Source organism: Canibacter oris (assembly GCF_014197205.1).
Taxonomy (GTDB): domain Bacteria; phylum Actinomycetota; class Actinomycetes; order Actinomycetales; family Microbacteriaceae; genus Canibacter; species Canibacter oris.
The window spans coordinates 1-20,131 of sequence record NZ_JACIFD010000017.1; the positions used below are offsets into that span (position 1 = coordinate 1).

At 57.5% G+C, this 20,131-nt stretch carries 20 protein-coding genes, 1 tRNA gene and 1 pseudogene; 14 read left to right on the forward strand and 8 right to left on the reverse strand.

Going from position 1 to position 20,131, the window contains the following annotated elements; all coding sequences use genetic code 11:
- Positions 1-1,041 (reverse strand): annotated as a pseudogene (locus F5897_RS07330) (hypothetical protein); the annotation flags it as partial.
- 212 nt (positions 1,042-1,253) lie between these two features.
- Between F5897_RS07330 and F5897_RS07335 the strand changes: the two are divergent.
- Positions 1,254-2,033: a FadR/GntR family transcriptional regulator gene (locus F5897_RS07335; RefSeq protein WP_124824687.1), complete on the forward strand. Its 780-nt coding sequence runs from the start codon at positions 1,254-1,256 to the stop codon at positions 2,031-2,033.
- Between the two features lie 86 nt (positions 2,034-2,119).
- Here the strand turns inward: F5897_RS07335 and F5897_RS07340 are convergent, their stop codons facing one another.
- Complete coding sequence (locus F5897_RS07340) at positions 2,120-4,513, reverse strand: heavy metal translocating P-type ATPase (protein ID WP_183305038.1); 2,394 nt, start codon at positions 4,511-4,513, stop codon at positions 2,120-2,122.
- 13 nt (positions 4,514-4,526) lie between these two features.
- Complete coding sequence (locus F5897_RS07345; RefSeq protein WP_124824685.1) at positions 4,527-4,733, reverse strand: heavy-metal-associated domain-containing protein; 207 nt, start codon at positions 4,731-4,733, stop codon at positions 4,527-4,529.
- Between the two features lie 126 nt (positions 4,734-4,859).
- On the opposite strand from F5897_RS07345, the gene F5897_RS07350 reads away from it, so the two are divergent.
- The 5 genes from F5897_RS07350 (at position 4,860) to F5897_RS07370 (ending at position 8,937) form a co-directional block, all read left to right on the forward strand.
- On the forward strand, positions 4,860-5,930 hold the full coding sequence (locus F5897_RS07350; protein ID WP_183305039.1) for a metal ABC transporter substrate-binding protein: 1,071 nt from the start codon (positions 4,860-4,862) through the stop codon (positions 5,928-5,930).
- An 8-nt stretch (positions 5,931-5,938) separates the two neighbouring features.
- Positions 5,939-6,802: a metal ABC transporter ATP-binding protein gene (locus F5897_RS07355; protein ID WP_183305040.1), complete on the forward strand. Its 864-nt coding sequence runs from the start codon at positions 5,939-5,941 to the stop codon at positions 6,800-6,802.
- The gene (locus F5897_RS07360; RefSeq protein WP_183305041.1) at positions 6,799-7,668 is read left to right on the forward strand and encodes a metal ABC transporter permease; all 870 of its coding nucleotides are present in this window, start codon (positions 6,799-6,801) and stop codon (positions 7,666-7,668) included. The genes F5897_RS07355 and F5897_RS07360 overlap by 4 nt, the downstream gene beginning before the upstream one ends.
- Positions 7,665-8,462, forward strand: a complete 798-nt coding sequence (locus tag F5897_RS07365; protein ID WP_183305042.1) for a metal ABC transporter permease — start codon at positions 7,665-7,667, stop codon at positions 8,460-8,462. Before F5897_RS07360 ends, F5897_RS07365 begins: the two co-directional genes overlap by 4 nt.
- A gap of 67 nt (positions 8,463-8,529) precedes the next feature.
- Entirely contained in the window at positions 8,530-8,937 is a 408-nt protein-coding gene (locus F5897_RS07370; RefSeq protein WP_183305043.1) for a Fur family transcriptional regulator, read from the forward strand.
- Positions 8,938-9,005: 68 nt separating this feature from the next.
- Here F5897_RS07370 and F5897_RS07375 read toward each other — a convergent pair whose 3' ends face one another.
- Both F5897_RS07375 and F5897_RS07380 read right to left on the reverse strand, forming a co-directional pair.
- Positions 9,006-9,458, reverse strand: a complete 453-nt coding sequence (locus tag F5897_RS07375; RefSeq protein WP_124824679.1) for a type III secretion system chaperone family protein — start codon at positions 9,456-9,458, stop codon at positions 9,006-9,008.
- An 8-nt stretch (positions 9,459-9,466) separates the two neighbouring features.
- Positions 9,467-9,928 (reverse strand): YbjN domain-containing protein, encoded by a 462-nt coding sequence (locus tag F5897_RS07380; RefSeq protein WP_183305044.1) that lies wholly within the window; start codon positions 9,926-9,928, stop codon positions 9,467-9,469.
- A 75-nt stretch (positions 9,929-10,003) separates the two neighbouring features.
- Between F5897_RS07380 and trhO the strand changes: the two genes are divergently transcribed.
- Complete coding sequence (trhO, locus tag F5897_RS07385) at positions 10,004-10,933, forward strand: oxygen-dependent tRNA uridine(34) hydroxylase TrhO (RefSeq protein WP_124824677.1); 930 nt, start codon at positions 10,004-10,006, stop codon at positions 10,931-10,933.
- A gap of 125 nt (positions 10,934-11,058) precedes the next feature.
- Here the strand turns inward: trhO and F5897_RS07390 are convergent, their stop codons facing one another.
- Complete coding sequence (locus tag F5897_RS07390; protein ID WP_183305045.1) at positions 11,059-13,086, reverse strand: M13 family metallopeptidase; 2,028 nt, start codon at positions 13,084-13,086, stop codon at positions 11,059-11,061.
- Between the two features lie 189 nt (positions 13,087-13,275).
- Here F5897_RS07390 and F5897_RS07395 point away from each other — a divergent pair, with 189 nt between their 5' ends.
- The 4 genes from F5897_RS07395 to F5897_RS07410 are packed head-to-tail and all read left to right on the forward strand — an operon-like array spanning position 13,276 to position 16,104.
- Positions 13,276-14,622, forward strand: a complete 1,347-nt coding sequence (locus F5897_RS07395; RefSeq protein ID WP_183305046.1) for an MATE family efflux transporter — start codon at positions 13,276-13,278, stop codon at positions 14,620-14,622.
- A gap of 9 nt (positions 14,623-14,631) precedes the next feature.
- Positions 14,632-15,324 carry an endonuclease NucS gene (gene nucS, locus F5897_RS07400; protein ID WP_124824674.1) on the forward strand — a complete coding sequence of 231 codons (693 nt, stop codon included), beginning with the start codon at positions 14,632-14,634 and terminating at the stop codon, positions 15,322-15,324.
- A gap of 51 nt (positions 15,325-15,375) precedes the next feature.
- Positions 15,376-15,876 (forward strand): SseB family protein, encoded by a 501-nt coding sequence (locus F5897_RS07405; RefSeq protein ID WP_183305047.1) that lies wholly within the window; start codon positions 15,376-15,378, stop codon positions 15,874-15,876.
- 12 nt (positions 15,877-15,888) lie between these two features.
- Positions 15,889-16,104 carry an SCO4848 family membrane protein gene (locus tag F5897_RS07410; RefSeq protein WP_183305048.1) on the forward strand — a complete coding sequence of 72 codons (216 nt, stop codon included), beginning with the start codon at positions 15,889-15,891 and terminating at the stop codon, positions 16,102-16,104.
- A gap of 110 nt (positions 16,105-16,214) precedes the next feature.
- On the opposite strand, the gene F5897_RS07415 is transcribed toward F5897_RS07410, so the two are convergent.
- Both F5897_RS07415 and F5897_RS07420 read right to left on the reverse strand, forming a co-directional pair.
- Positions 16,215-16,940: a YggS family pyridoxal phosphate-dependent enzyme gene (locus F5897_RS07415; RefSeq protein ID WP_124824671.1), complete on the reverse strand. Its 726-nt coding sequence runs from the start codon at positions 16,938-16,940 to the stop codon at positions 16,215-16,217.
- Between the two features lie 101 nt (positions 16,941-17,041).
- Positions 17,042-17,125: transfer RNA gene (locus F5897_RS07420), tRNA-Leu, on the reverse strand.
- Positions 17,126-17,440: 315 nt separating this feature from the next.
- Between F5897_RS07420 and F5897_RS07425 the strand changes: the two genes are divergently transcribed.
- Genes F5897_RS07425 through F5897_RS07435 form a run of 3 tightly spaced genes read left to right on the forward strand, consistent with a single transcriptional unit; the run spans position 17,441 to position 20,122 of the window.
- Complete coding sequence (locus tag F5897_RS07425) at positions 17,441-18,151, forward strand: FHA domain-containing protein (protein WP_124824670.1); 711 nt, start codon at positions 17,441-17,443, stop codon at positions 18,149-18,151.
- Positions 18,148-18,702 carry an FHA domain-containing protein FhaB/FipA gene (locus tag F5897_RS07430; protein WP_124824669.1) on the forward strand — a complete coding sequence of 185 codons (555 nt, stop codon included), beginning with the start codon at positions 18,148-18,150 and terminating at the stop codon, positions 18,700-18,702. The genes F5897_RS07425 and F5897_RS07430 overlap by 4 nt, the downstream gene beginning before the upstream one ends.
- Position 18,703: 1 nt before the next feature.
- Positions 18,704-20,122 (forward strand): PP2C family protein-serine/threonine phosphatase, encoded by a 1,419-nt coding sequence (locus F5897_RS07435; RefSeq protein WP_124824668.1) that lies wholly within the window; start codon positions 18,704-18,706, stop codon positions 20,120-20,122.
- Positions 20,123-20,131 lie beyond the last annotated feature (9 nt).

A 20,131-nucleotide genomic window follows, 5' to 3' on the forward strand; every position in this document is an offset into this window, starting at 1 on the left:
CGGGCTATCGCTGCAAAAAACTGTTGTTACCCCAGCAATTCGCTGTGCCTGCAGCAGCAGCTTCATCGCGGCGGCTTCAATTTCAGCACGGCTTTCTAGCACCGCAAACTGCTGCCCGCTCAACAGCGAATCGATAGACTCGCGGGAGGCAGTCGAGCGCAGCGCGATCCGCACCTGCAAATTGCCGCCGCCAACAGCTTTACGGCCACTGGCATGAATCGCGAGAGCCGTCAAAATCTCAAAGCTCTCAGGTACTTCTGCGTACAGCGTAATGCCAAACTGGTGCGGCAAAACATCAGGATCTGCAAGCAATTTGTTGGTTACGGTCGCCGCCAGCAGACTGTCACCGTAAGTGGATGCGGTAATAGTCACAAAAGTGCCGTGCTCTGCGCCCTCGGTAATCAGTTGCCGCAGCGCCGCCACAGCTCGCTGCGCCCGCGCCTCACTTGCCCACGCATCACCAGGTGCTAGCCGTCCGACATCAGCAAGTAAATATTCGACTTCTGGCATATAAGCCAGTCCGAGCAGTCTCCGTAGCTCTCGATGACTGGCTTCTGGCCCCAAAACCTTCTCTCCGTGCAGCTCAACCTGCGCCGGACTGTTTTGCGTGCGCAGTTCTTGCAGGGCATTGCTGAGGTGTGGATCAGCCCCCCGCGGCGAATCACTGGGCAGATTTGCGGCGCACAACAGATGCGTAGCCCGCTCGCGCAACCACCGCTTTGCCGCAAGCGGTACTGCCCACGGCACCCCGAGCGCGGTCAAAGACCCGGCACGCAGTGCGATTTTGTCTTTACGTGGCAAATCAGGGGGAATTTCTTGCGTTAGCTTCCGTAGCCCGAGAGCGGTGAGCACCGCATCGTCTGAGTTTGCAATCAGTTGTAAGAGTTGCTGCGTAAAGGTGCTGTTTTCACCGCGGCTAGCGTCCAGAAAATCACTGTCGTCATGAAAACCGAGCGCCGTGTGCTGCAACCAATCGGTGACGGTTGCCTCAGCGCTTTGTGGAATCTCTCTCCAACTCTGTGGTGCGTGACCCTGCTCCATGTCTTCACCTTAGTGGGTTTAGCGTTAAGAAACCCGCAACCGCGCCGCGATTTGAGACGCGGATTGTAGACAACACAGCGCTATGGTGCGGCACAAAGCAATATATGACATTAAAGAAAGCTGGGAAATAGATATAATTAAACGAATTACAATAACTAACCGATTTCTGTCATGCAGGCAGTGACACCGCACAAGCAGTGAGTGAGGGTGAAATGCAAACAACCGGATCAGAGCGAGCACGGGCTACGCTGTCATACCTTCGTCGCAAAATCACCACCGGAGAGTGGCCAGTCGGCATCCGCATTCCGATTGAGCCGGAGCTCGCCGAGCAGATGGGCGTGGGCCGATCAACCGTGCGTGAAGCGGTGCGCTCTCTGGCAAACATGGGAATGCTGGAAACACTGCCCGGGCGCGGCACCTTTGTGCGCAGCGCAACCCCAACCAGCGCACTGTTAAATGAGTTCCTCAACGCTTTTACCCTGGAAGAGATTTTGAGTTACCGTCGTGCGCTGGAGATTGAAGCTGCACAGCAAGCAACCATTCATCGCACTGATGAGGATCTCGCCGCTCTTGAGGCCGCGGCCGCCGAGGAGCAAGGCTGCTCACTTTGTCCTATCGCAACAGCTGCAAGCTCGTCACCTGGCTTTGAGAGCAAGTTCCACCTGCTAATTTTCGATGCCGCAAAGAACCGGCTGCTAGCTTCGCTCTACGCCGGAATTAATGAACAGCTGCGCAACCCACAGCACCGGGGGCGCCTAGCAAATATTGCTTCAGCTTCAGAGATGGAACACTACCACGCCCAACTGCTTGACGCGATTCGCCGTAAAGACTTCATCGATGCGGTGCACGCCATGGCTGCGCACGTAGATAATGACGTGGTGATGGTGACCCCTGACCAGGAGGTTGTGCCGACCCTCGCCCGCTCTGAGGAGCTGCAACAGCGCATTGACGGACTGCAGGGTGAGCTGCAGCAGCCTGAGAATGCAGAGTAAGCCTAAGAATTAGTGGCATCTGCCTCCGACAGCAAGCCACCTCGTCGCAGCACCTGCCAGCATCGGGGCACGGGCGACGGGAGCAGTTATTTAAAGCTGCGCAGCCGCAGACTGTTGGCAACCACGAACACACTTGACAAGGCCATCGCAGCACCTGCCAGCATCGGGTTCAAAAGCCCGAAAGCAGCCAACGGAATTGCCGCCGTGTTGTAGGCGAAAGCCCAAAACAGATTTCCGACGATGGTACGCTGTGTACGCCGTGCCAAGCGCAAAGCGGTTGTAACATCGGCAAGTTTAGAGTTCACAATCACAATGTCCGCAGCGGCCTGCGCGGCGTCAGTTCCAGCACCCATCGCGATACCTAAATCTGCCTGCGCCAGTGCAGCAGCATCGTTGATGCCATCGCCGACCATCACTACTTTTTGCCCCTGCTCTTGCAGTGCCTTCACATGCGAAATCTTATCCGCCGGCAGGGCCCCGGAAATCACCCTTGTGATACCGAGTTGCCCCGCAATCTGAGCCGCAGCCCGCTCATTATCACCGGTTAATAGCACCGGCTCGATACCCATTTTAACGATTTCTTGCACCGCCGCCGCGCTGTCATCACGGAGCGTATCTGAAACTCCAAAGACCGCACTAACGACTCCCTGGCTGCCCGCCAAAACAACTGTGTAACCGGCATTCTGATAGCTTTCAAGCGCCTCGCTGAGGGTAGGATCCACCCCAAAATCCAGCTCCCGAAACAGCTTTGCGTTGCCCGCATAGACAGGGTGTGGATCGTCCTCGCCCACGTGCAGCTTAGCCGTTACTCCACGGCCTGGCAAAACCTCAAACTCACTAATTAAGCCCTGCAGTTCGGCAAGCAAAACCTGTTTGGCAGCCGAATCCTCCTGCGCGCCGAGATCTTGCTCCGCAACCAAAACTGACTCCTGCGCTAACCTTGGCTGCACCTCTCGCAACTCTTGCAACAGTCCGTTTACAAGCGCCTTACCTGCGGGATGTTCAGAGTAGCTCTCCAGGGCTACAACCGCCTTAAAAATTGTTTCACGTGAAACATCAGGGGCGACGGCCACCGCTGCAAGCGCCATGTTTCCGGTCGTTAGGGTACCGGTCTTATCGAAAATAATGTTGTCTAGTCGCGCCGCTCTCTCTAAAGCCACCGGGCCGGAGATCATAATCCCCAGCGCCGCACCACGCCCGGTGCCCACCAGCAGCGCGGTCGGAGTCGCTAAACCAAGCGCGCACGGGCACGCAATTATCAAAACTGTCATCGCCGCGCTCAGCGCGGCTGCCACGGATGCGCCCAGCAACAACCACACGCCTAACGTGAGCACCGCCAAAAACATTGTCACCGGCACAAAAATCCCAGAGATTTTATCGGCTAACCGCTGCAGCTCGGCCTTTTGAGCCTGCGCCTGCTCCAACAACTGCGCCATTTGCGCGAGCTGCGTTTCGCTGCCCACTGCGGTTGCCCGCACCACCAGCCGTCCGGTGGTGTTCACGGTTGCGCCGACCACAGAGCTTCCCGGCCCCACACTAACCGGGGCAGCCTCACCAGTGATCAGCGCCGCATCAACCGCCGAGTGCCCCGTCACCACAACCCCGTCGGTCGCCACCTGCTGTCCGGGTAGCACCACGAAGTGATCACCGACGCGCAATTCTGTGACCGCTATTACCCGCTGCTCATCGCCGCGCATCACAGTCACCTCACGCACTGCCAAAGTGCTCAGCTCTGTCAGTGCCGCAGCGCTCTGCTTCTTGGCGCGCTTTTCAAACAATCGCCCCAGCAAAATAAAGAAAATCACCCCGGCAGCGACCTCAAAATAGACATCGCTCAGTGCCCCGTGCGTCCCACCGTGCGCGCCGAGTAGCGCTGCAATGCTCAGTTCGTGTCGCACTCCCGGGTGCCCGGCTGTGCCGAACACCAGCGCCACCATCGACCACAGGTAAGCGGCAAGAGTGCCGGCAGAAACCAAAGTGTCCATGGTGGTTGCACCACGGCGAAGATTTTTAAACGCTGCGCGATGGAAAGTAAATCCAGCGCCAAACACCACCGGGGTTGCGAGCGCCCCGACGATCCACCCCCAATAATCGAACTGTAGCGCCGGAATCATTGAGATCAGCACCACTGGCACGGTCAAAACCCCGGCGAAAATTGTGCGCCGCTTGAGCGCCCGCAACTCCACTGCGGTATGCTCCATCAGGTCCGCTGTGGTTTCTTGCCGTTGTTCATACACTTGCGCGCCGTAACCCAACTGCGAGACGGTCTCAATAATCATTGCAGTGCGCTGTGGATCGGCCTCCACATACGCCTTCTCGACCGCGTAGTTGACAGTCGCGGTGACCCCATCTAACCTGTTGAGTTTCTTCTCAATCCGGTTGGCGCAGGCAGCGCAGGTCATGCCGGTGATGTTAAACTCCAGCTGCTGCGCTGTAGGCGCTGCCTGATTTTCGGACTGCACGGGTGCGGCGTTGTTCATGGTTATCTCCGGGTTAGGCGCGAACTGCTTCGTATCCGGCTTCAGCAACGGCCGCGATGATGGCGTTGGCATCTAAGGCGGTTCCAGTGACGCTGAGGCTGCCGGTTGCGGAACTGACTGCAAGCTGCTGCACCCCCGGCAGCTGCGAAACTTCCGTACGAATCGCTTTTTCGCAGTGACCACAGCTCATGCCGGTGACGGTAAAAGTTACAGTTTCCATGCTTTCCTCCCGCTTTGTTTAAGCGCCGCTAGTCTTCCTGGTGTGCGAGCGCTACAAAACATAGTAACGTTTCTGCACCCTACCCTATTCCTCCTATTCACAGTTGGGAACGGTTATCATTAATTCATGAGGAAATTCCTAACTAAAACTGCCGCCTTCGCAGCCACTGCCGCTGCCCTAGTGCTCGCCGCAGGCTGTTCCAACGACGCCGCCACCCCTGGTGCGGAGTCTGCCTCCGGGCTGCAGGTTGCCGCCACGACCACTCAACTGCAAGATTTTGTGCACAACATTGGCGGCGATAAAGTGCAGGTCACGGGCCTGCTCAAGCCGGGCTCCAGCGCCCACAGCTTCGATCCGAGCCCCGCTGATCTCAAAGCTCTCGCCGCCGCCGATATTCTGCTTGTTAACGGCGCCGGACTTGACGACTTTATCCACAGCGCGGTTGAGGCTTCTGGTTTTAAGGGCGAGATTGTCACCGTCGCTGATGGCGTAGACCTCGCTGAAGCCGCAGAGATTACCGCCGCTGCGCGCGGCGGCGCGATCCACAACCCTGCTGCTGCCAGCCATGACCACAGCGTCGACCACGATGCTGAGCATGATCACGGCACCCACCACACCCACGGTGCAAACGGCACCATTGATCCGCATATCTGGACTTCACCGCGCTACGCTAACGCTATGCTGCAACCAATCGCCCAGGCGTTAGCAGCCGCAGATCCTGAGAACACCGAGTTCTACCGGCAAAACGCCGCCGCGTATGGCGCGAAGCTGGTGGCGCTTGATGAGTGGCTCGGCAATAGTTTCGGGCAGGTGGATCCAGCGAAAAAGAAGTTCGTCAGCACCCATAATGCGCTGCTTTACTTCCTGCACGACTACCAAATCACCTATGTTGGCAGCGTGATTCCGAGTTTTGAAGACAACGCTGAGCCGAGCGCCGCGGAGCTCAAGACTCTCGTAGAAAACATTAAAGCCGCGGGTGTGCCGGCGATTTTTGTGGAGTCTTCAAACAGCCCGCGGCTAAACAGCACGGTCGCCAAAGAGGCCGGAATTCCGGTTGTTACCGACCCAATTTACGCCGATTCACTGGCGGCTGAGGGTGAGGCCAGCACCTACATTGGCGCCACAATTTCCAACGCTCGCACTATGCTCACCGCTTGGGGCTACGAACTCAGCGAACCCCCGGCGGAACTGCAGTAAGGACAATCATGGCGACCCTCGCACCGCTGCCTGCACACCCAGTTTTTGAGCTGCGTGACGCTGCCTTCGGCTACCAGGGTGTTGCCGCTGTCACCGGTGTCACCGCGCAGCTGTTTCCGGGTGAGGCAGTAGCGCTGATTGGCCCAAACGGCAGCGGCAAATCAACGGTGCTGGGAGGTCTGGTGGGCCTCACCGAGCACCTCGCCGGCAACATTACGGTTTTCGCAAAGTCGCCGCAGCAAGCTCGCCCACAAATTGGGCTGCTGCCGCAGCGCGACACCCGCAATCTGCAGCTGCCGGTCACTGTGCAGCAGGTGGTTGCGATGGGTCTCTACCGTAAACTCGGGATGCGCCCGCTAAACTCCGCCGCACGCGCCGCAATCACCGCCGCCGTGGCGCAGGTCGGGCTTGAGGCACAGCTGAAAAAATCATTTAATTCGCTCTCTGGCGGCCAGCAGCAACGCGCAATTCTGGCGCGTGCCCTGGTCAGCCAGCCGCAACTGCTGCTGCTCGACGAACCTTTTAACGGTTTGGATCGTCCCAACCGGGAAGCTCTCCTGGCAACCGTAAAACAGCTGCGTGACGCGGGCTGTGCGATTGCGGTCTCTACCCACGATCTGGAGATTGCGCGTGAGGTGTGCAGCCACGTTATGCTGCTTGACAAAAAAATGATTGCCTACGGGCCGCTCAGCACAACCCTGACCGTACAAAACATTGCCGCTACTTTCCACGACACCACGGTGGATCTCGGCGGCGGCGTGGTAACCACCCGACACGAGGCCGCAGAACACCTGCATCACACTCACTCCTCCGCGGCAACGCTCGCGGAGTGTGATCCGCACACCCGCACCGACGAGAAGGGCGCTACGTGACCCTCCCGGAGCTGCTCGACGCCTTCACCCTGCCGTTTATCTCGCGGGGCCTGCTAGTGATAGCGGTGCTTGCCGTGTGCTCCGGGATAATCAGCGTCTTTGTACACTTTCGCGGGATGGAATTCATCACCGATGGCTTAGTGCACGCGGTTTTTCCGGGATTGGTTGTCGGTTATTTGCTTGGCGGCACCGCGGCATTAATGCCAGCCGCGCTAGTGGCGGCACTGCTCGCAGTAGCGCTCATCACCCTGCTCACCCATCGCGGGCTATTAGGCAACGACGCTGCGGTTGCGGTGTTACTCACGAGCGCCTTCAGCCTCGGGGTGGTGCTGGTATCGCGGCAACACGACTATATGGCGCAGCTCAGCAGCCTGCTTTTTGGGCATCTGCTGACCGTCACCGAGGCACAGCTGCTACAAGTTACTGTAATAGCGCTTGCCGCTGTGGCGCTGGTGCTAGGCACCTGGCGGCGGCAACTGTTCCGCGCGCATGACCCGCAGGGTTTCGCAGCCGCGGGCTTCAACCCTCTCATCACCGATCTGATTCTAGGCGCCGCGATCGCAATGGTGGTTGTAGCCGGCGCTACCGCCCTCGGGAATCTGTTAATAATCGCGCTGCTAATCGTGCCCGCCGCCACCGCACAGCGGCTCACCACCAACCTGTCTGGGCTAACAGTGCTGGCGGCGATGCTAACCGTGCTGGCAGGGATCGTCGGAATTGGTTTCAGCGTGTGGATGTCATTCGCCCACGGTATTAATGTGTCCGCCGGCGGGGCGGTGGTACTGACACTGGTGCTGTTTTATGTGCTCGCTGTTGGTTACAGCGCGGTGCGGCCAAGTAGCTTACGCCCGGGAGGTGCAGGGTGAGTTTTCTAACCACTGCTGCCATAGAGTTAACCTTGCTGTCACTCCTAGCCGGGGTTGTGGGGCCGCTGATTGTGTTGCGCGGCAGCTCTTTCTTCGCGGTTTCTCTCAGCCATGCTACTTTCCCGGGCGGGGTTATTGCCGCGCTCCTAGGGGTAAATGTGCTGCTGGGGCAAGCTGTCGCAGCGCTGTTTTTAGCGCTGCTGCTGACTTTCCTAACGCGCCTCAGCAAGCAGCACACCGCAGCACTAACGGGAATTCTGCTAGTTTTCGGCTTCGCTTTAGGAGCGGTGCTGTCGTCACTCCAAAAGGGCCTTGCGGTACCGATTGAGGCGCTGCTTATCGGCTCCCTATTCGGGGTAGAAAGCACTGATATGCTGGCCGCCGCGGCAGTGTTGTGCGGCGCAGTTTTGCTGCTCTTGTTTTTTGGAAGACAACTAATTTTCGATACTTTCGACCCTGCGGGATTCCGCGCCACAGGGTTTAACCCGCTGCTGCCGGCGCTCATCACCGCCATGCTCACCGCAGCCACCGTAGTGGTTGCAATACCTGCCGTAGGCGCAATTCTAGCGATCGCGGTAATCGTGGGACCCGCGGCTACCGCGCAGCTGCTCGCCTCAAACATTCGCCAGCTGCCACCGCTCGCTACACTCATCGCGCTGCTGGGCAGCTTTACGGGGCTCTGGCTCTCGCTCACCTTTGAGTTGGCGGCGGGCGGAGCAATTGGTCTGGTGCTGGCGGCGGAGTTCCTCATAGCCCTCGCCGCCCGCTTCCTGCTGCGCCGCCGCCGCGTCTAAGCTTCCTACTGATTTTCGGATAAGACAGCTAGACTAAAGGTAACTACTCAGTTGTCCTGGAGGGATTATGACTGCTAAACGTAATACCTGGCAGCGCGAAGCTGTACGAGCGGCGATGACAAACGAGCGCAGCTTCATCAGCGCCCAAACCCTCTATGATAAGCTTCGTGCCGAAGGCTCTCCGATTGGTCTCGCGACCGTCTATCGCTCCCTGAGCGCCATGGCCGAAGCCGGCGAAGCCGACACCATTAACTCTCCCGAGGGTGAGAACCTTTTCCGTTTCTGCACCACCGATAAACATCATCACCATCTCATCTGCCGCAGCTGCGGCGCAACCGAAGAGATTGATGCCGGGGAGGTTGAGAGCTGGGCAGAAAATATTGCTGCTAAATACGGCTACGCGGATCCGCGACACATTGTCGATATTTTCGGCATCTGTGAGGTATGCCGCAACCGCCCAACCGGCTCAGCCTAAGCACACCCGGCCAGAGCACCCCGCACCGCCGCGCTGCCCGCGCTACAAAACCCGGTCAGCAATCCAGCCTACGAGCCGCTGCCCGGCTCCGGGAACTCCAGGCCAAAGGTTTGCGTCAGCGCACTGTAGCTACGCAACGCAGTTTGCAGCGCGCAGTTAATCTGTAACCGCAGCTGCTCATCACTCGCGCCGTGCTCATAGTGCACACCGTGGTCAGCGCGGATCCGCAATTCGCTCTCGTCCTCGCCAACACGCAGCATCGTGAGCCGCGGCCAGTACTTAGTGCGGTGCCACTCATCAATAAAGTCCCGCAGCTGCTCCTCATGCTGCGCCGCAAAATCGTGGCGGAAAAACGACATTATCTGCAGTAAATCTCCGCTCGGCGGCGCCAGGAAGTAAAAAACATTGCCATCCCACAGCCCCATAAGGTCGTTTTCATCGTCGCGACCGTAGCTGTAGTTCATCTCCTTAAGCAGTGTCTCCACCCGCTCAGAGGCCACCGGTTTTAACATCTCAGTCATTACTGCCCCTAGACTCCATTCCGCAAAAAATCCGTCAGCGCGGTGAAAACTTCTTCACTGACCGCGACCAGCAGTTGCAAGTGCGTCATCAGCTGCGCATCGGTAACGCCCTTTTCATAATCGACTATGTATTCCGTCGCCACTTTCACCGCGCCAGTGTCGGTTATCACGTAGTGAATCCGCGGAAACACATTTTCCTGGTGCCAACGCTCAATAAAATCACGAATTACCGCGAGTTCATCAAGTGAATACGACACCATAAAATCGCAGCGGCCATGCAAAATCTCTTGCTGCTCTCCGCGCACCATAAAATACAGCCGCATATCATTAGCGAAACAACCAAAGTCATTGTCGCTATCAATGAAATAGCTCAGGTCTTTGCTCTTAAACAGCTCAATTAGGCGGCCCTGACTCAGCCGCCGCAGATTTTCGCCGTTTGCCGCTTGAATTTCGTCATCATTGCTGCCCATATTCACATCTTATGGCGTTGGGCAGAGAATATCCCGAGTAATTAAAATCTGTGGAAAACACGGTAAACTTAAAGCGTGACCGGAAAAATCTTGCTTTATTACGCGTTTCAACCAGTGGCAGACCCGCAGCTTACTCGCCTGTGGCAGAAGGAGCTGTGCGAAAAACTAGGGCTGCGCGGTCGTATCATCATCTCTAAGCACGGCATCAACGGCACCGTTGGTGGCGAGATTGATGCTTGCAAGGCTTACCTAAAAGCAACCAAAGAAGTTTTCAAACTTGACGTTAAATGGTCAGATGGCACGGGCCTGATTACCACTGAGAATATTGTGCATGGGGTGGATCGCGCCGCCCCGTGGCAGCAAATTCTCGATTTCCCAAAACTCAGCGTCAAGGTACGCCCAGAGCTGGTTGCCTTTGGTTTGCCCGACGAGATTGAGGTGAACGAACGCGGTGTTATCGGTGGCGGCAAGCACCTGAAGCCTGAGCAGGTACATGAACTCGTAGCAGAGCGCGGCGATGATGTGGTGTTTTTTGACGGCCGTAACGCCTGGGAGGCGGAAATCGGCAAGTTCAAAAACGCTGTGGTGCCGGACGTGGCAACCAGCCATGACTTCGTGGGCGAGATTGAGTCTGGTAAATACGACGATCTCAAAGACAAGCCGATTATCACCTACTGCACCGGCGGAATTCGCTGCGAGATTCTGTCTGCGGTGATGCGCAACCGGGGTTTTAAAGAGGTTTACCAAATCGACGGCGGCATTGTGCGCTACGGCGAAAAGTTCGGTAATGACGGGCTGTGGGAGGGTTCCCTGGCAGTGTTCGATGGCCGCGAGGCGATGGATTTTGCCGCCGGAGCTGCCGTAATCGGCAAGTGCGTGGTGTGTGAAGAGCCAGCAAATCAGCTCGCGAACTGCACTGAGTTTAACTGCCGTGATCGCTTCGTGGTGTGCCCTCAACATGTGGGCGCTAGCTGCGCGACGCACGGCGCAGTAGTCGCGCGATAGTAACCGCCCGCACCTCAGAGTAGTAACCGCCCGCACCTCAGCGGCTAATGCGGTTTGTAAACAGTAAAGCGGGGCGCCGCCGGAATTTCCGGCGGCGCCCCGCTTTGGGCTATCGCCTCTTCACACTACCAAATAGCGACCCGTGCTGCTGGATCCAACCACAATGCATCACCCTCTTTAGTGCCGAAAGTTTCATGGAAAATCGGGAGGTTACGCACAATCTGGTTGCAGCGGAACTCATTCGGTGAGTGCGGGTCGATAGTCAAAAGCCGCACGGTTTCCGCCGGGCGGGCCTTCTGCTGCCAACACTGCGCCCACGACATAAAGAACCGTTCTGCACCGCTGAGCCCGTCAAGTACCGGCGCCGGGGCGCCGCCGAGATACATTTGATAAGCTTTCCACGCGATTGAAAGCCCGCCCAAGTCGCCGATATTCTCGCCGATGGTGAGCTCACCGTTCACGGTTTGCCCGTCAGCCCCCTCGGGCGAGAGCTCGTCGTACTGCGCGATTAGCGACTTGGTGAGCTCCACGAATGCGGTCCGATCCGCATCAGTCCACCAGTTTTGCAGCTGTCCATCACCGTCATACTGTGATCCCTGGTCATCGAAGCCGTGCCCGATTTCGTGCCCGATAACCGCGCCGATTGCGCCAAAATTGCTAGCGGCATCAACGTGTCTGTCAAAGAACGGCGACTGCAGAATCGCTGCCGGGAACACGATTTCGTTCATACCCGGGTTATAGTACGCGTTTACGGTCTGCGGAGTCATAAACCACTCCTCGCGATCAACCGGTTTGCCGAGTTTCGCGAACTCGATCCGCGCCGCAAAAACTGCCGCGGCACGGCCGTTGGCAAAGTGGCTGTCGGTGACCTGCAGATCACTGTAGTCCCGCCACTTCACCGGATAACCGATTTTCGGCACAAACTTTTCAAGCTTTGCAATTGCACGCTGTTTAGTTTCATCACTCATCCAGGTGAGGTTGGTGATTGACTCTCGGTAAGCCTCAATCAAGTAGTGCACCAACTCGTCCATCGTGGCCTTTGAAGCCTCATCAAAGTGTTTGGCTACATATAGTTTGCCAACGGCTTCACCCATGGTGCCCTCAACAAAACTGACGCCGCGCCGCCAACGTGGCCGCTGCTGCTCAGCGCCTGTTAAAGCAGTGCCGTAAAACTCGAAGTTTGCGGCACTAATTTCGGGGCTTAACAAACCGCTGCTGCTCGCCACCACGTGCCAACGTAGCCAGTCTTGCCAGGCCTCCAGGCGGTCTTCCGTCAATAACTGTCCGAAGCCACGCAAAGCACTCGGCTGGCACAAAACAACTTCCAGTGGCTCCTCCAGGCCCAACTCCGCGAAATAATCCGTCCAAGCGATGCCCGGCACCGCTTCGCACAGCTCCGCAAAGCTCAGCAGGTTGTAGATTTTCTGAATGTCGCGGCTCTCCACACGATCCCAATGGTGCGCTGCGATTGCGGTCTCTAGTTCAAACACCCGAGCTGCCCGCGCGGCAGCATCGCGCACACCCACGAGTTCAAACATCCGGGCAATATGGCGCTGATATTGCTCACGAATCTCAGCAAACTGTGCCTCACGGTAGTAAGACTCATCGGGCATCCCGAGCCCTGCCTGAGTTAGCATCAACACGTAACGCTGCGGATCGCCCGGGTCATTATCAACGTAAGTTCCGGCGAAACCCGCTGCACCGCGCAAATCAAATCGTGCCACCAGCCGAGTAAACTCGGTAATATTCGTGACTGCATCAATTTCTGCCAGTTCTGGTTGCAGTGGATCTGCCCCGAGCCGGGTCAGCTCGGCCTCATCCATAAAGGCCGCGTAAAGTCGCTGAATTTTCTCAAGCTCCTGGACAGTGCTGTCTCCGGCCGTATTATTATCAGCCCCCGCTTCTGCGCCAGCGTCTACACCCGCGCCCGCGCCAGTGTCAGTGCCGGCGCCCGTGTCAGCGCTGCCACCGGTGATAATTTCGCGCACCGCTTCCTCAGCGTTTTCCGCGAGCATTGCAAACGCTCCGTAGCGGGCTTTATCAGCCGGAATCTCGGTGCGCGCGATCCACTTCCCATTAACATGGCGGTAAAGATCGTCCTGTGGCCGCACTGCCGGATCTAGTTCTGCAAGATTAATACCTGAAAGTGTCATGGTTTTAATCCTAGTGGGCCGCAGCGTTGAAATCGCTGTGCCGCCGGCTCGCAGTGTTTGCGTCGGTGCACAAGTGCCAGCACATACCGCCGGCGAGGCTACGTTCAGCTTGCTATTATTCTTAGCGTGAAAAGGTTTAGGGCGCACAGGCAAACGGCAGCACCCAAGGCTGCTGCACCGGGAACAGCCATGCCCGAAGCCGCCGCACCGGGAGGTAACAGCGGTGTCACAGCCCAGATTTTGCGCCTCGCAGTTCCTGCTTTCGGAGCACTAATCGCGCAGCCACTGCTGGTCTTAGTCGACACCGCAATGCTCGGCCATCTCGGAGTCGCTGAACTCGCTGGAGCCACCATCGCAGCCACCCTCATCACCACCACGGTGGGACTCATGGTATTCCTGGCTTACTCGGCGACCAGCAAAATCGCAAGACTCTACGGCGCTGGAAAACCCCGAGAAGCACTGCAGGCGGGCCTTGATGCAACAGCGCTCGCGGCGCTAATTGGATGCGGTGCGGTGCTGCTGCTCGGCACCTCTGGAAACTGGCTGCTATCACTTTTCACCGCGCTTAATTCCGAAACTGGAATATTTGCCGCAGAATACTTCTTCACGGCGCTGTGGGGAGTTCCCGCGATGCTGCTCTGCTATGCTTTCGCGGGCACTGAGCGCGGCCTGCAAAACACCGTCACCCCGCTCATCGTAACGGTTTTCGGCGCCACCGTGAACGCTGCCCTCAACTGGATCTTCATGTTCCATCTCGGGCTCGGGGTTTTCGGCAGCGCCCTAGGCACAACACTGGCAGAGTGGCTCATGGCCCTGCTGTTCTGCGCCAAATTATATTCTCGTTCACGCATATTAAATTTTTCATGGCAGATCAGCCTAGCCGGTATCGCTTCCAGCGTTTCCAGCGGCTCCTGGCTGTTCCTGCGCACCCTCAGCCTCCGCATCGCAATCCTACTCACCATGTGGGCTGCGACGGTGCACAGCCCCACTGTAACGGCCTCCCTGGCTGTCATTAATGCGGTTTTCATGCTGCTGTCTTACGCGCTTGACGCACTGGCGATTGCCGCCCAGGCACTAATCGGCAAAGCCTTCGGAGCCGGTGACACCGCGCAGGTGCGGCAGCTCACCAGGCAGCTGCTGCGCTTAGCTGCGACGCTCGGGGCGGCGCTGGGGTTGCTTTTGGCGCTCAGCAGCGGGGTGTTGCCACAGCTGTTTGGCGCTGGCACGAATCTCAACGCAACCCTCACTCCGGCGCTGCTGGTGCTAGCGTTGGCGCAGCCGCTGTGCGGAGCGGTGTTTGCGCTTGACGGCGTCTTAATTGGGGCCGGAGATCACCGCTACCTGGCGCTCACCGGAGTGCTTAATTTACTGTGTTTTGCGCCGCCGTTGCTAATCCTGGCGAGCGCCGCTACAAAACTGTCACCGCAACTGTATCTCGGTTTCTTAGTGGCAGCTTTTATGCTGCTTTATATGGCATCGCGCTTCACAACCCTGTTCTGGCGCAGCAGCGGGGCTACGCTGAGCTTCTTCCGCTAGGCTTGAAGCGTGCGAATAGTTGTTGCAAAATGCTCAGTTGATTATGCCGGTCGCCTCACCGCCCACCTGCCAGTTGCCACCCGAGTTTTAATGCTAAAGGCCGACGGCAGTGTTTTGGTGCACTCTGACGGCGGCAGCTATAAGCCATTGAACTGGATGAATCCGCCGCTGGCTTTAACTACCCAAACTCCTGATGCCACCCAGGAGGCCGCCGGGATTGTAGAGATTTGGCAGGTAACTCAGCACAAAAGCAACGACCGCCTAATGATTTCGATTTACGAGATTGTCTCCGACAGCAGCTTCGATTTAGGCACCGATCCGGGGCTCGTGAAAGACGGGGTAGAGGCGCACCTGCAGGAGCTCCTGGCGAAACAAATCACGCTGCTGGGCGACGGTCACACGCTCGTCAGGCGCGAATATATGACGGCTATCGGCCCTGTTGATATCCTGGCGCAAGATGCCACAGGAGGCAGCGTTGCGGTGGAGATTAAACGCCGCGGTGAAATTGACGGGGTAGAGCAGCTGACGCGTTACCTGGAGCTGATGAACCGTGATCCCCGCCTAGCCCCGGTGCAGGGAGTCTTTGCGGCGCAAGAGATTAAGCCGCAGGCGCGTACTTTAGCGGAGGATCGTGGCATCCGCTGTCTCGTGCTCGACTATGACGCAATGCGCGGCATCGCTGACGACAACGCCCTTTTTTAACCCGCGGCGGGCTGATCCACTGCCCCCACTGCCTCGAAAACAGGAGTCACTATGGAACCCGAAAACCTCGCAGCGCAGCTGCAAGAAACAGCCGAGTTTGCGCAGTTTGACGCCGCTGCGGCTGCGGATTTCGTAAATCACGAAGCCCAACAGGCGCTGGCCGCGCTGCAGCAGCAACCCAGCTACGATTCCCTCGCGGCTTTTCTTACCGCGCTCGGCACCGGATACCTGGTGGTTGATGTCACCGGCACCACCACCAAGAAGAAAGGCACCCGCGCCCGCACGATTCGCGCCACCAACGGCAAGCAGGTGCTGCCAATTTTCACCTCGATGCGGGAGTTGCACGCTGCGGTGGGTGGATCCACCACCAAGCAAGGCGCCGCCGCTCAGGGAGCGATTATGCCAGCAAAAGAGGCCTTGGGGCTGGTGCGCAGCGGGCCGATTGTTGCGATTGAGGTGGATGCTGCGAGCGCTAAACAGGTGGTGCTGCGGAAATTTGTGGAGCTGATTTTGCGGGGCGAAAAAATTACTGCCACCCAGCTGCAGAGTTAGTAAGCTAAAACTATGGATACGATGCTGATTGTTTTGCTGTTCCTAAACGCAGCTTTTAACGTGATTGTATGGCCCCCGTTTTTGCGGCGAGTGCGGCAGGATGAACGAGCGTTTGACGCGCAGGGCAAAGCTACCCGATTTTACACTGTGCACCTGATTTTAATTATCTTGGCGCTGTGCCTCGGAGTTGCGTCATTTGTCGCGGCGCTGGCAGCGCTGCTGGTTTAGGCACCGCGACCGGCGCTGCGGCGGGTTCGGCGCGCAGGGGTTTTGTTGCGGCGGTTTGCCGCGGGACACTTTTGCCGCGGACGGTGATGACACTCGAGTTAGCTGCCGGGTTACACAGTGTAGTTACGGGCACCGAAAATTGCTTGCCCGACCCGCACGCAGTTAGAGCCCTCCGCAATTGCGAGCTCGTAATCACCGCTCATTCCCATTGAGAGTTCCGCGCGGCCGATAAGCTCCCCGTGGGTGAGCTGCGCCTGATCACGAATCTCGCGCAGCAGCTGGAAGCATCCCCGCACCTCAGCCTGATCTGCCGAAAACGCTGCGAGGGTCATAAAACCCTGCGCTTTAAGACGCGGGAAAGCGGCGAGTTCGTCGAGAAATTCTGGCACCGCGACCGGGGCCAGCCCGAATTTAGACTCTTCCGCTGAGGTATTGACCTGCACATACACCTCAAGGGTGCGATCTAGCAACTCAAGTCGGTTGTGCAATGCGGCTGCAAGACGAACGCTATCAAGCGCCTGAAACTCTGCCGCGTACTGCGCCACTTCTTTGGCTTTATTTGTTTGTAGGTGTCCGATTACCGCCCACTCAACCCCGGTGTCTTGGAGGTTTTCAGCTTTCCGCTTCACCTCCTGCGCTTTATTTTCGCCAAAGCGGGTGATTCCGGCGGCAATCGCGTGCCGCAACCGCTCTTCCGGAACGGTTTTACTGACCGGCAGCAATCGCACTTCGTCGCGATCACGCCCGGCGGCAACACACGCCGCAGCTATTTTTTCATTGACGTGAGCTAGATTAGCGGTAAACTCTGCGACTGTTGTGGGAAGCTGCTCTGACATGCTTACGATTTTACTAAACATTGCCAAGCTCCTCGGCCCGGCAAACTGCTAAAACAAAAGCCACTGTTTAAACAGCGGCTTGTTTCACAACAATTATATTGTGCGCGAGAAGGGACTTGAACCCCCACGCCCTTGCGGGCACTGGCACCTGAAGCCAGCGCGTCTACCAATTCCGCCACTCGCGCGTTCGCCTGCTTCATAACAGACAACTCCTAAACAATAACAGGTCTCAAAATGTTTTGCAAATTTTAGTGTTTTATGTGCGCGGCGGCGGGCTGATCCACAACCCTGCCATAACCACCGCTGCCATTCCCGCTAAAAAACTCCGGGGCACGTTGCCCCAGGAAATTCTCCGGTTTGGCAGGAAACTCGTTGCTTTGTCAGTTTCACCGGGTAGCATTTTTATACGGGTGTGCCTGTGCACCTGCTGCGGCTGTGCTTGCAACGTTTAAGCCACGGCAGAAATCAGGCATAATTTTAAGAAATAGTAAGGAGGCGCTGTGGGCATTTTAGACAGCATTGAACGCGGTCTGGAACGCACCGTGAACGGTGCCTTCGCGCGTACTTTCCGCAGCGGTGTACAACCGGTGGAGATTTCTGCGGCACTGAAACGCGAACTAGATATTAAGGCGGTTGCGGTGGATCGCGATCGCATTCTCGCTCCAAACATCTTCACCGTCACCGTCGCGGCTAAAGATGCCGAGAAACTACGACAAATCGGCTCACAGCTGCAAACCGAGCTAGAGCAGGTTGTGATGAAACACGCAGCTACTCAGAATTATCAGCTCTTGGGGCCGGCGGTTATTAATTTCACAACCGCAGATTTCACCAGTGGCACCCTCGAAGTAACCTCACAAAACCCTAACGGGGCTGTCTCTTGGAGTGCAGCGCTAGAGGTTGAGGGGCAGGTGCACCCGATTCGCGTGGGCACAACGATTGTTGGTCGCGGAGCTGACAGTGACATTCGCATCGCGGACAGTGCGGCAAGCCGTAGGCACTTGGAGGTTTTGTGGGACGGCAAGAAGGGCCTGGTGCGAGATTTAGGATCCACCAACGGCTCTAAGATTGACGGGCAGCGATTCAGAGAGGCACAGCTGCAGCAAGACATGGTTATCTATATTGGGCAGACTCCTCTGCGATTCCGTTTTGTGCCGCTGCAGCAGGGCAGCGGGCAGCAGGGCAGCACTTCAAATTTCTGGGAGGGTGCATGACCGAACTCACCTTTGTCATTCTGCGGCTAGCGTTTTTACTACTGCTGTGGATTTTCATCTTCGGCATTGTCTACGCGCTACGTTCAGACCTCTTCGGCGCGCCAGCGCGGCGCTTACGCGATCGCAACACCACCCCAGCGGAACCTAACATGGCGGTTGTTTCGCCGCTAGTGCAGGCGCCTCAACTGGGCGCACAGCCGCAGCAGCTGAGTGCCGCAGATGCGGCGGTAAATGATTTGCCGAGCGCCGGTGGTGCTGCACCAGCACGGTGCCTGCTGATTACCTCTGGGGTTGCAAGTGGCACTGAAATTCCGCTCGACGAAGAGGTTTTGACAATTGGGCGATCACCTGACTCCACTCTGGTGATTGTTGATGAATACACCTCTACACATCACGCACAGCTAACTCGCAAAGGGGAGACATGGCAACTTACTGACCTCGACTCCACCAATGGCACCAAGCTTGATGGCCAACGTATTTCCGGCACTGTCTCACTGCCCATCTTTACCGCCGTCACAATCGGCACCACGACCTTCGAACTGAGGCCGTAACGTGACTTTTAACTATCGCAGCGCAATCGGCTCCCACGTGGGGATGGTCCGCAGCAACAACCAGGACTCCGGTTTTGCTGGCGCAAGGCTCTTTTTTGTCGCTGACGGCATGGGCGGCCACGCCGGCGGCGACATCGCAAGCTCCCTAGTAACAAAGTTTGTGGCTAACGGCGATGCTGAGACATTCACCGACCCGGAAGCTGCGGCTGCGGATCTCGCCAATCGGCTACGTGCTGCCAACGAAAAACTTTCAGAGACTGCCAAGGAGCGTCCGGAACTAGCTGGCCTGGGCACCACTTTCAGTGGTTTCTTCACCGTCGGCGACAAGCTGGCGCTTGCGCACATCGGTGACAGCCGGGTTTACCGCTTCCGCGACGGCGAATTAAAACAGGTTACCACCGACCACACCTTCGTGCAGCGACTAGTAGACAGCGGTCAAATCACGGAAGAAGAAGCGAAAACCCACCCGCGGCGTTCGGTTTTGATGCGAGTGCTCGGCAATGTTGAGCTGCAGCCAGAGATTGACACCGCAGTGCTGGAGACACAGCCCGGCGATATTTGGCTACTGTGCTCTGACGGGTTGTGCGGTTACGTTGAAGAAAAAACCATCCGTAATGAACTACGGAAGGGCTATGAACTGCAACTTGCGGTCGATCAGCTGATTGACCGCGCACTTGAAAACGGTGCGCCAGATAACGTTACAGTCGCGCTGGTCGCTCCGACACCGGCGCTGCCAGCAGCAACTGTTGCAGACTCTAAAAGCAGCGCAAACACCGCCACCGACACTGCCGCAGCTAACAGCGTCGAGGCCGGCGCAGCCGAGGACGACAGCATCGCCGCAGAGACCACGGCAACTACCGAGACCACAGTGGCAAACGCAGCTGCAACCACGGCAGCAGTGCTACAAGACACACTGACACTGCCAACACAACGCTTTGTGGGGGCAGCGGGCGACAGCGATGACGTGCTAAACCCGAGCACCCACCGCACCCGCATCCTGGGCAAGCGCCGCCGTAAAACTGCGCCTGTGCCAGAAGCACACTTCGAGCCCCGAGTAGATGAATATCTGGCAGAACTGATTGCTGAAACTAAGCGCCGCAACTGGCGCCGCCGCGCGACCTGGGCTGTTGCAGCCGGATGTGGTGTGCTACTTATCACCCTTGCCGTGTTCTTTGGCTACCGTTGGACCCAAACACTTTACTTTGTTGGCGCGGATACTGACTCCGTTGTGATTTACCGCGGAGTGCAGCAAAATATCGGGCCAATCTCTCTCGCGAGCGTGGTTGAAGACACCAACATTCCACTGCGGGATCTTAATCCGCACAGCAAACGGCAGGTGGAGCGCACACTCAACGCCGCGACCCTGAAAGAAGCACGCGATATTGTCTCCCGACTGGGGGTGATTCCGAAAAATGAGTAAAGTAAGCCG

Coding starts and splice junctions, on each gene's coding strand:
- F5897_RS07335 (WP_124824687.1), top strand. CDS start 1,254: ATGCAAACAACCGGATCAGAGCGAGCACGGGCTACGCTGTCATACCTT.
- F5897_RS07340 (WP_183305038.1), bottom strand. CDS start 4,513: ATGAACAACGCCGCACCCGTGCAGTCCGAAAATCAGGCAGCGCCTACA.
- F5897_RS07345 (WP_124824685.1), bottom strand. CDS start 4,733: ATGGAAACTGTAACTTTTACCGTCACCGGCATGAGCTGTGGTCACTGC.
- F5897_RS07350 (WP_183305039.1), top strand. CDS start 4,860: ATGAGGAAATTCCTAACTAAAACTGCCGCCTTCGCAGCCACTGCCGCT.
- F5897_RS07355 (WP_183305040.1), top strand. CDS start 5,939: ATGGCGACCCTCGCACCGCTGCCTGCACACCCAGTTTTTGAGCTGCGT.
- F5897_RS07370 (WP_183305043.1), top strand. CDS start 8,530: ATGACTGCTAAACGTAATACCTGGCAGCGCGAAGCTGTACGAGCGGCG.
- F5897_RS07375 (WP_124824679.1), bottom strand. CDS start 9,458: ATGACTGAGATGTTAAAACCGGTGGCCTCTGAGCGGGTGGAGACACTG.
- F5897_RS07380 (WP_183305044.1), bottom strand. CDS start 9,928: ATGGGCAGCAATGATGACGAAATTCAAGCGGCAAACGGCGAAAATCTG.
- F5897_RS07390 (WP_183305045.1), bottom strand. CDS start 13,086: ATGACACTTTCAGGTATTAATCTTGCAGAACTAGATCCGGCAGTGCGG.
- F5897_RS07395 (WP_183305046.1), top strand. CDS start 13,276: ATGCCCGAAGCCGCCGCACCGGGAGGTAACAGCGGTGTCACAGCCCAG.
- F5897_RS07405 (WP_183305047.1), top strand. CDS start 15,376: ATGGAACCCGAAAACCTCGCAGCGCAGCTGCAAGAAACAGCCGAGTTT.
- F5897_RS07410 (WP_183305048.1), top strand. CDS start 15,889: ATGGATACGATGCTGATTGTTTTGCTGTTCCTAAACGCAGCTTTTAAC.
- F5897_RS07415 (WP_124824671.1), bottom strand. CDS start 16,940: ATGTCAGAGCAGCTTCCCACAACAGTCGCAGAGTTTACCGCTAATCTA.
- F5897_RS07430 (WP_124824669.1), top strand. CDS start 18,148: ATGACCGAACTCACCTTTGTCATTCTGCGGCTAGCGTTTTTACTACTG.